This window comes from Pseudomonas sp. IPO3749 (assembly GCF_013386605.1).
Taxonomy (GTDB): domain Bacteria; phylum Pseudomonadota; class Gammaproteobacteria; order Pseudomonadales; family Pseudomonadaceae; genus Aquipseudomonas; species Aquipseudomonas azotoformans_A.
Window position 1 is genome coordinate 1 of the sequence record NZ_JACARN010000101.1, and the last position, 8967, is coordinate 8967.

The window sequence follows — 8967 nt, forward strand, 5'->3', positions numbered from 1 at the left end:
CCCGCTCACTACGGGATTGGGTTTACCCCACCGGCAACTCCCCCGTCACAATCGCCGTGATCAAAAAGATGAAAAACATCGGGATCGACCACTTGAAGAATTCCTTCTGGTACTCCCCGAACGTCATCTCCGTACGGTTCATCAACAGGAACAACCACGCCACCGTCGGGCTGGCATACCGCAGCGCCTGACCCATGAACGACGCCACGCCGATCTCGGTCGGGCTGATACCGAACTTGTAGGCAATGGGCGCCACCACCGGCAGGATGCCGAAGTAGTAGGCGTCCACCGGCAAGGCGTAGCAGGCGAGGGCGCCGAGGAAGGCGAAGATCAGAGCGGTGTGACTGCCCATGGAGTCCGGGATCAGGCTGGCCATGTGCTCGGCCACGGCGCCGGCCATGCCGCTGCCGTTGAAGATGCCCAGGAAACACCCGGCAGCCAGGATGATCGAGGCCACGGCCACGGCGTCGCCACCGTTGGCGGTGATGCGTTCGCGTTGTTCCACGGCGCTGTAGTTGACGGTCAGCGCTATCGCGGTGCCCAGCATGAACACCACGGCACCGCTGGCCCAGCCGGCAATGAGGATAACCAGCATGCCCAGGGTCAGCGCCAGGTTGAACAGGAACAGACGCGGGCGCTTAAGCTCTTTGTCGTGGTCCTTGATCACATTGACCATCTGCAGGATTTGCTCGGGCGTCACGATGCCTTTTTCACCCTTCACAAAGCCCAGGCGTTTGCGCTCCTTGATGCCCATCAGGTAGGCCATGAAAAACACGTAGAGGAACGACACGCCGAGGATCGGCAGGATCGCCACGAACAACGTGTTGACCTCCACGTTCAGCACCGCCGCCGCGCGTGCCAGTGGGCCGCCCCACGGCAAGCAGTTGCCCAGGCCGCACGGCAGGATGATCAGCATCGCCAGGTTCGACAGCTTCATGCCCATTTGTTTGTACAGCGGCAGGAACGCGGTGGTGATAATCAGGATGGTAGTGGTGCCGTCGCCGTCCAGGGTGACCACGGCCGAGGTAAAGGCTGTGACCAGGATGATTTTCAGCGGGTCGCCGTTGGCCTTGCGGATCAGGAAGGTGCACAGCGGATCGAACAACCCGACGTTCATCATCAGGCTGAAATACAGCACGGCAAACAGGATCATCACCGTGGGGTTGACCGTGCCGAGGGAGACCTTGCCGGCCTCGTTCTGCGAGTAGAACAGGCCCTCGCGCACCCAGGTCATGATGGTGCCCATCGGCACGCCGTTGAACAGGCACACCAGCACCCCAACGGCCAGCGATACCACGATCAGGCCGGTGAACGGCGAGAGTTTTTGCTTGATGACCAGCAACAGAAATGACGTGATCAACACATAGCCCAGAACTGTCAGCATCTGAACGTCTCCACAATATTATTTTTATAGTGAGCGCAGCGGGTTGGGGTGCCAGGCACCCCGGATGCAGCCTTGGCGTTACTGGCCTTCCAGCAGTTGGGTGACCCACGCCGGGGCCAGTGGGGGAAGAGGCAGGCCGCTGTCTCGGCAGCGAGTGTATTCGTCGATCACCTCGCGGCGCTGGTTTTCATACGCACTTTTTTTCTCGGAGGCCTCCAGCACTTCCAATAGCCGCGCGCGGGGCACCACGGTGACGCCGTCGTAATCGCCGAACACCAGGTCTCCCGGCGCAACTTCCACACCGGCACAGGTCACGCTGGCGTTGATCTTGCCAGGGCCTTGCTTGCCGGGGCTGCGTTGCATGAAGCCCTTGGCGTAGATCGGGATATCCAGTTGTGCCAACGGCACCTTGTCGCGCACACAGCCGTCGATGACCATGCCGGCCAAGCCCACGGCCTGGGCGGCGCCGGCCATCAGGTCGCCGATGTAGGCGCGGCCGGGGTAGGCCTTGCCGGCCACCACCAGCACGTAGCCCGGCTGGCCCTGGTACACGGCCACGTGGATCGGGAAGTTGTCGCCGTCTTCGGTGTCGACGGTGTAGGCGGTGCCGAGCATCACCTTGCGTTCATCCAGCGGCATAAGCTCAGCGTCCATGCAGCCGTTGCGCGGGATGCCGAGGCTTTGCATGCCGTCGCACAGTTGTGCGGGGCTGAGTTGGCGGAAGCGCTCCAGCAAATCGTTCGGGATCAAATCGGGCAGGGGGAAGTACTGTTCAGTGTTCATGGCAGGTTCTCAGGCGTGGGCAGTCAGATGGGCGATGGCGGTGCGAAAATCCATGTCGCTGCCATCGGGGCCGAGCAGGCTGGCCCAGTCGGTGGCGGCCCATTTATCCAGCTGGCCTTGGGTGGCGCGGGTCATGGTGGCGTCCACGCCAGCGGCTTCGAGGGTAGTGACCGCATCGTCCATTTCCGCACTGCGGCGCTTGGCGTGGATCAGCGTGCGGGCGGTGAAGGTATTGGCCAGTTGCTCGACGGTCTTGCCGTTCAACGAGTCGCCGAGGGACGCGACCAGCGTGTCCAGCACGCCGAATTTCTCGCCGGCCTGGAAGGCTTCCAGCAGCAATTGCGGCAGGCCTTTCATGACCACGCTCTTGAGCATTTTGATGGCGGAGGCGGCACCGGCTTCAGCTTCCAGCACGGTCAATTGCATGCCGCGTGGCGTGAAGGCTTCGGCAAACGCAGCAGCACCGCTGCCGGCCAGCAGCATCGGCACGCGGTGGTTATTGCCGGGGACGGTGCCCATCACGGCGCTGTCGCAGAAGCCTACGCCGGCAGGGCGCGGCAGCTGGTCGATAGCCTGTTTGACGGTAGGCGCGGCGGAGTTCATATCGACGTAGGTTTGCCCTGCCACCAACAGCGGCAGGACTTTGCGCGCGATGCCCAATGCGCTGCTGGCGCTGGTCAGGCACACCACGAAGCGCGCGTCACGGCAGGCGTTTTCCAGGGAGTCGAAGAGGGTGACATGCTGCTGGTCGGCGCGTTGCTGCAGGGCCGGGCTGACGTTGGCGTCGAACGCACCTATCTGTAGATCGCCCGTGGTGCGCAGGCCGGCGCAGAGGTGGTAGGCGGCTTCGCCAAACCCGATGAAGACGATATCCATGCAGTGTTTCCTTCATTGTCTTTGTTATTGATGAAGGAAGAGCAAGGGCTGTGCCATAGTTTTAATTGTTATTAAAAACAATAAGTTGAAATTAAGCGTCGGGCCTTGAGAGGGTTTAGTTTATTTCAGGGTCTTTCAAATAAATGCATGCTGAAATAATGTGCAATCCTCGTCCGCGCTAATCGAGCCCCGCCATGCAAGGCACCATCGCCGTCATTTCCCCCTCCAGTACCCTGACCGCCGTGATGCGCGGCATTCTCGGCCAGCGCGGGTTGTCGCTGGGGGTGGTCGAAGCGGCGCAGCACGACGCGGTACTCAAGGCCCGCGAGCTGATCGCAAGCGGCGTCAGCGTGATCATCAGCCGTGGGCGTACCGCCAGCGTGTTGCGCGAACAGTTGCGGGTGCCCATCGTCGAGGTCAAGCACACGTTTTTCGACTGCATCAACGCTTATCACCGGGCGCAGCAGGTCTCGGCCAGGATCGCCTTTCTGGCAACGTCCGAGGGCTACGCGACCATCCTGGAAAAAGCCCGGCCCTTCATGCCGGAGGTCGCGATCTGCCGGATCGACCCGCTGGGCAGCCATCAAACTACAGAAACGCAGCTGGACCGTTTGCTCGCCGAGGGCATTGAAGTGGCGATTGGCGGGCTTTCATTGCGTCAGGCGGTGATCGCGCGCGGCATGCACTACATCATGTCCGAAGCCGATGCGGATGCCGCCGATGAGGCCATCGACGAAGCCCTCCATCTCTTGCAGGTCGAGGAAGAACGGCGGCTCAAACGCGTCGAGCTGCAAAGCCGCTACGAGATGATCCAGTCGATCCTCAACTGTGTGTCCGAAGGCATCTTCAGTGTCGACAGCCAGCGCACGGTCACCAATATGAACAGCGTGGCCACCGCGTACCTGGGCAGCCTGGCAATCGGCGACAGCATCGACGGCCTGCTGACCCAGGACTACTTCAGCCAGGTGCTCAACCATGGGCGCCCGGTACGGGGTGCGCTGATCACCTTGGGAAGGTTGTCACTGACCCTGAGCATCGCACCGATCACCTTGGACAACCTGGTGATCGGCGCCGTCGCCACCCTGCAAAACCAGACCGAAATCACCGCCATCGAACGCAAGATGCGTCGCCAGTTGGCCCGCCAGCACCTGGCCGAAAAAAACTTCGACGACATTATCGGTAGCAGCCCGGCGCTGGCCAAGGCCAAGCGCCTGGCCCTGACCTACGCAGCGGTGGACAGCACAGTGATGATCGAAGGCGAAACCGGCACCGGCAAAGAGTTATTCGCCCAGAGCATCCACAACGCTTCGCGCCGCAAACACGGCCCGTTCGTGGCAATCAACTGCGCGGCGTTTGCCCCCGGCGTGCTGGAGAGTGAACTGTTCGGCTACGTCAAAGGCGCCTTCACCGGCGCGCTCAACGAAGGCAAGGCAGGCGTGTTCGAACTGGCACACACCGGCACACTCTTTCTCGATGAAATCAACGAAACCTCCACCGATATCCAGGTCAAGCTGCTGCGCGCGTTGCAGGAGCGCAAAGTGGTGCGTATCGGTGACGACAAGGTCACGCCGGTGGATATCCGCATCATCACCGCCAGCAACAAAAGCCTGCCGAAATTGATGGTCAAAGGGCTGTTTCGCGAGGACTTTTTTTACCGTATCTGCGTGCTCAAATTGCACCTGCCGGCGCTGCGTGAGCGTCGCGCCGACATCCCCGAACTGGTGCGCCACCAGCTGCGTAGCCTGCCGATGGACACCGCCGAGCCGTCGCAAGCATTGCTGGCGCGCCTGAGTGGTTACCCCTGGCCGGGCAATATCCGGCAACTGGGCAATATCGTCGAACGGTTGGCGGTGATGAGCCAAGGCCGGCCGTTTGCACAGCCGTGGCTGGAGGACGTGCTGGAGGATCTTGCGGCGGACGCGTCGGTTGCGCAGGGCGCGCCCATCAGGAGCGAAAAGGCGCTGCTGCACGAAGTGCTCACCAGCGTGCGCGGCAACCGCGAAGAAGCGGCCAAACGCTTGCAGATCAGCACCACCACCTTGTGGCGGCGAATGAAGAAATACCTGGATGAGGACCCTGGGTGTTTTGACAGCGCGCGCTACTGACCCGCAAAGGCCGCGCGCAACCGCTCAATCACGTGATGCACCGTGTCTCCCTGAATGTGCGGTGGCGTGGGACTTTCGCCAAACTCACGCCATACAAACAACGTCAACTCAGCCCCATCGGTCGATGGTTGCGCCAGTCCCTGTGCGCCGAAACCTTGCAGCACCCGATAACGCTCGTCCCGCCAAAACGCTTCCTCCACCCAGTCGTACACCGGGATGAAATGAAAATGCAGCGGGAACCCCGGCATGTGCCCGTAACGGCTGATGTACAGCCATTTAGGTTTCAGCTGCGCTTCCATCACCCGCTGAGTCTTCGCCAGCAACCCACCTAATTCGGCGAGCGCCGCTTCCGGCATGTCGGCCAGGGAGTGGATCGGCGCCTTGGCGCCCAACATCAGGTAGCCGGGCAATGCTGAGGCCAGGTGGTGGTTGAGCAGCCAGTGTTCGGTTTCGTGAAGGATGTATGCGGGGTCGATGTGCATAAGCGAATCCAGGGGAGCATTGCGAGCAGGATACCTGTATCCCAAAAAAGCGTTTGATCTGTGCCTATCGCCCGTAGCTTCAGATGAATAGCCTCAAGCCTCGCTAACCAACCTTCGAGCTCATCATGGAACTCACTGCCGTCCCCTTTGGCACTACCGACTGGTCCACTGTCGAACCCGTGATTCATCCGGGCGTTATCGGCAAGGCGTTATGGCGCACCTGCCACTTCGGCACCACCCGCGTGCGCATGGTCGAATATACCCCCGGCTACCTGGCGGATCACTGGTGCTGGAGAGGGCACATTCTGTTGTGTCTTGAAGGCGAGTTGCACACTGAATTGGAAGACGGCCGTCAGTTCACCCTGACGGCCGGAATGAGTTATCAGGTGGGCAATGACATGGAAGGCCATCGCTCATCGACGAGTATTGGCGCGAAGCTGTTTATTGTGGATTGAGGTGAGTGGAGTATTAGTGGGTTGCGAATGTATTCCACTGACCGGTATCTAGTTCCAAGGCGCAGTAAGCCTCGAAAACATAGAGTTCCAGAGGATTTTGAATGGGGATTGCAGCGACCCTTAATGTTGATAGGTAAGATTTCGCTTCGGAGAATGAGGTTCCGAACATTGGGTCTTTCATCGTGTCTGCTCTGGTCATGCGTAGGGTCGTTGGAAGCAGATGTTTTTGCCGTGCAATACGAAACGCCAGGCTTGCATCGTAATGAGTTGTTCCATACACATGCTGCCGCAAACGAGCGACCACTCCTCTGGAAATGCCGACATAGATAGGCTTGTCTTCTTCCGTCATGACATAGCAACCAGAAAAATCATGTGGGCGCTCAAACTTCTTGAGGAGCGTTTTCACTCCAATCCCTTTTTTCGAGAACTCCTCCATTTTCCACGGGTTTGCCAGTGCTTCCCGCATCTTGGTCATATGTTTTGGCAAGACGGTGGTTGCAAGCTCTTCGAAGGTATGAGGTAGGTCGTGTAATGGCATCGTGAATACACCTTCTTAGACGATGGGTGTTGAAAGTAGCGTGATCATTTAACGTGTTGCACCTGCAGGTTCTGATGGGTTTGACGGCCTGATCCCTTGCGATACACCCCACCCAACTCCCGCGCCAACCCAATGAAATTCTGCAACGGCGCCGACGGATTGAACGTGCGTCGCACCAGCGTGATCGGCGCCAGCAGCTTGGGCCGTGCGTCTTTGATCCGGCAATACACCACGCTTTCGCGGTGCACATCGCGCATCGACGCCGGGACCACCGAGATGCCTTCGCCGGCGGCTACCAGGCTGACGTTGGTGAGCATGCGTTCCACTTCAAAGGCGATTTTCGGTTCGAAACCGGCGTTCTGGCAGGCCTTGATCAGGTTCGCGTACATCCCCGGTGCGCCAGGGCGACGTACCAGGATGAAGCGTTCATCCTTGAGGGCCGCGAGGGGGATGGCGCTGGCGGGGGGGTTCAGCAGCGGGTGGCCGATGGGCAAGGTCAGCAGCATTTCTTCATTGAGCAGGCGATGGAACGTCAGGCTCTGGTGCGTACTGACCGGCGCGCGCAGGATGCCGATGTCGATGCGTTTTTCGACACTGTCTTCGGTCACTTCGCGGGCGCTGCCTTCGTTGATCGACAACTCCACGCCGGGGTAGCGCTCGCGGTAGGCGCGGATGATCCGAGGGATCAGCGGATGGGCGGCGGCGGAGCTGGTGAAACCGATCACCAACGTGCCTTCGATACCCTGGGCGGCGCGGGAGGCTTTGAGCGAACCCTGTTCGACACGGGCGAGGATGATCCGCGCTTCATCGAGGAACACCAGGCCGCCGGCGGTGAGGTCGACGCCCTTGGGGTGGCGCTTGAACAGGTCGAACCCCAGTTCGGTTTCGAGGGCGCGGATCTGTTGGCTGAGGGGCGGTTGTTGCATGTTCAGGCGCGCGGCGGCACGGGTGAAATGTCGCTCTTCAGCCACCATGATGAAATAGCGTAAATGGCGAAGTTCCATGGTGGTATATCCCGTGACAAGACTTTATTATTTGCGGCCGGCAGCGACCGTGGCGCCCAATATGCCCAAAGCGGCAAGGGGCGACAATAACAATAAATAAAAACAGGCTGGAGTAACGATGCCGACCCGATACGCCAAGAACGGAACCCTGCCTATTCTGATTGCCATCATACTTGGCATGATGTTGGGCCTGGTTTATCCGAACCTGGCGATTGAGATGAAAGTGCTCAGCGACGCTTTTATCAAGATGGTCGGCTGGTTGATGCCCTTCCTGTTGTTTGTGCTGGTGTCCACCGGGGTCGCGGGTATCAAGCGCGAGCCGCATCACCGCCATGTCGTGCGGCGGATCATTGTGTATTTCCAATTGATGTCTTGTGCTGCGCTGATGCTCGGCATGGCCACCGGCTGGGTGTTCAACCTGGAACACAGCGCGTTGCCGACGCCACCCGTACTGCCGGAAAACTTCCTGCATGAGCTGTCGCTGCTGTCGGCTTCCTCGACGTTGTACCGCGTGTTTACCCAAAGCCTGGTCTTGCAAGTGATGTTTGCTGCGATGGTCTGCGGGTTGCTGCTGGGGCGGGGCAGTGCGCTCGGCAATCGCTGCCTGGGCTGGCTGGAAACGGCGGTGCAAGGGCTGTTCTACGTGCTGCGGATTATTCTCACGTTTGCCCCGTTGGCAGCGTTTGGGGCGATGGCCTTCGTGGTGGGTAAATACGGCGTGAGTTCAGTGTTGCCCCTGCTGAAGTTTGTCGTGGTTATTTATCTGGTCAGTGCACTGTTTGTGGTTTTAGTGTTCGCCACTATTACGCGTCTGGTCGGGGTGAAGTTATCCCGATTGATCGTGTATTTAAAAGAAGAGTTATTGCTGGTGACATTTACCGGCTCTTCAGTCGCCGCACTTCCAGGCTGCGTGAATAAACTTGAAGCACTGGGCTGCGACCGGCAATTAGTGCGCCTGGTATTGACCACCGGCTACACCTTCAACCTGGCCGGCACCAACCTGTACCTCACCACCGCGATCATGTTCCTGGCCCATATGGCCGGGGTCGAGATCGCCTTGCCGGAGTTGCTCGCGGTGCTGGTGATCTGCCTGGTGACGTCGCTGGGCTCTACCAGCGTGGCGGGTTCGGCGTTGTTCACCTTGATCGCGACCTTGAACATCCTGCAACTGGTGCCGCTGGAAGGGGTGGGGCTGCTGCTGGGGGTGGAACGCTTGATGAAGTGCCGCTCGCTGACCAATGTGCTGGGCAACTGCGTGGCGTGCCTGGCGATTTGTGGGTGGCAGCGATCGATTGATCGTGGGGTGTTGCAACGGGAGCTGTCATGAACTGGCTTTATGT

General features: G+C 59.8%; 9 protein-coding genes. 3 read left to right on the top strand and 6 right to left on the bottom strand.

Annotated features, from left to right (window positions below; all coding sequences use genetic code 11):
- Positions 1-22: 22 nt before the first annotated feature.
- From HX812_RS29220 to HX812_RS29230, 3 genes are all read right to left on the bottom strand, one after another.
- A complete protein-coding gene (locus tag HX812_RS29220; RefSeq protein WP_038851570.1) occupies positions 23-1384 on the bottom strand; it encodes a CitMHS family transporter in 1362 nt (453 codons plus the stop codon).
- 78 nt (positions 1385-1462) lie between these two features.
- Positions 1463-2167: an S-adenosylmethionine--2-demethylmenaquinone methyltransferase gene (locus HX812_RS29225; protein WP_038851571.1), complete on the bottom strand. Its 705-nt coding sequence runs from the start codon at positions 2165-2167 to the stop codon at positions 1463-1465.
- Positions 2168-2176: 9 nt separating this feature from the next.
- On the bottom strand, positions 2177-3043 hold the full coding sequence (locus tag HX812_RS29230; protein WP_038851573.1) for an NAD(P)-dependent oxidoreductase: 867 nt from the start codon (positions 3041-3043) through the stop codon (positions 2177-2179).
- A 194-nt stretch (positions 3044-3237) separates the two neighbouring features.
- Between HX812_RS29230 and HX812_RS29235 the strand changes: the two genes are divergently transcribed.
- Positions 3238-5148: a sigma-54-dependent Fis family transcriptional regulator gene (locus HX812_RS29235; protein ID WP_038851574.1), complete on the top strand. Its 1911-nt coding sequence runs from the start codon at positions 3238-3240 to the stop codon at positions 5146-5148.
- Here the strand turns inward: HX812_RS29235 and HX812_RS29240 are convergent.
- The gene (locus HX812_RS29240) at positions 5142-5630 is read right to left on the bottom strand and encodes an HIT family protein (RefSeq protein WP_038851575.1); all 489 of its coding nucleotides are present in this window, start codon (positions 5628-5630) and stop codon (positions 5142-5144) included. The genes HX812_RS29235 and HX812_RS29240 overlap by 7 nt on opposite strands.
- Positions 5631-5755: 125 nt before the next feature.
- Between HX812_RS29240 and HX812_RS29245 the strand changes: the two genes are divergently transcribed.
- On the top strand, positions 5756-6085 hold the full coding sequence (locus tag HX812_RS29245) for a DHCW motif cupin fold protein (RefSeq protein ID WP_016976107.1): 330 nt from the start codon (positions 5756-5758) through the stop codon (positions 6083-6085).
- A 13-nt stretch (positions 6086-6098) separates the two neighbouring features.
- On the opposite strand, the gene HX812_RS29250 is transcribed toward HX812_RS29245, so the two are convergent.
- Both HX812_RS29250 and HX812_RS29255 read right to left on the bottom strand, forming a co-directional pair.
- On the bottom strand, positions 6099-6623 hold the full coding sequence (locus HX812_RS29250) for an excinuclease ABC subunit C (protein ID WP_050572514.1): 525 nt from the start codon (positions 6621-6623) through the stop codon (positions 6099-6101).
- 44 nt (positions 6624-6667) lie between these two features.
- The gene (locus HX812_RS29255; protein WP_038851577.1) at positions 6668-7627 is read right to left on the bottom strand and encodes a LysR substrate-binding domain-containing protein; all 960 of its coding nucleotides are present in this window, start codon (positions 7625-7627) and stop codon (positions 6668-6670) included.
- A gap of 118 nt (positions 7628-7745) precedes the next feature.
- On the opposite strand from HX812_RS29255, the gene HX812_RS29260 reads away from it, so the two are divergent.
- On the top strand, positions 7746-8954 hold the full coding sequence (locus HX812_RS29260; protein ID WP_038851578.1) for a cation:dicarboxylate symporter family transporter: 1209 nt from the start codon (positions 7746-7748) through the stop codon (positions 8952-8954).
- Positions 8955-8967 lie beyond the last annotated feature (13 nt).

Bases quoted from the DNA above. Each gene is read 5' to 3' on its own strand.
- HX812_RS29255 (WP_038851577.1), bottom strand. From the start codon at position 7,627: ATGGAACTTCGCCATTTACGCTATTTCATCATGGTGGCTGAAGAGCGA.
- HX812_RS29240 (WP_038851575.1), bottom strand. From the start codon at position 5,630: ATGCACATCGACCCCGCATACATCCTTCACGAAACCGAACACTGGCTG.
- HX812_RS29220 (WP_038851570.1), bottom strand. From the start codon at position 1,384: ATGCTGACAGTTCTGGGCTATGTGTTGATCACGTCATTTCTGTTGCTG.
- HX812_RS29225 (WP_038851571.1), bottom strand. From the start codon at position 2,167: ATGAACACTGAACAGTACTTCCCCCTGCCCGATTTGATCCCGAACGAT.
- HX812_RS29250 (WP_050572514.1), bottom strand. From the start codon at position 6,623: ATGCCATTACACGACCTACCTCATACCTTCGAAGAGCTTGCAACCACC.
- HX812_RS29260 (WP_038851578.1), top strand. From the start codon at position 7,746: ATGCCGACCCGATACGCCAAGAACGGAACCCTGCCTATTCTGATTGCC.
- HX812_RS29230 (WP_038851573.1), bottom strand. From the start codon at position 3,043: ATGGATATCGTCTTCATCGGGTTTGGCGAAGCCGCCTACCACCTCTGC.
- HX812_RS29245 (WP_016976107.1), top strand. From the start codon at position 5,756: ATGGAACTCACTGCCGTCCCCTTTGGCACTACCGACTGGTCCACTGTC.
- HX812_RS29235 (WP_038851574.1), top strand. From the start codon at position 3,238: ATGCAAGGCACCATCGCCGTCATTTCCCCCTCCAGTACCCTGACCGCC.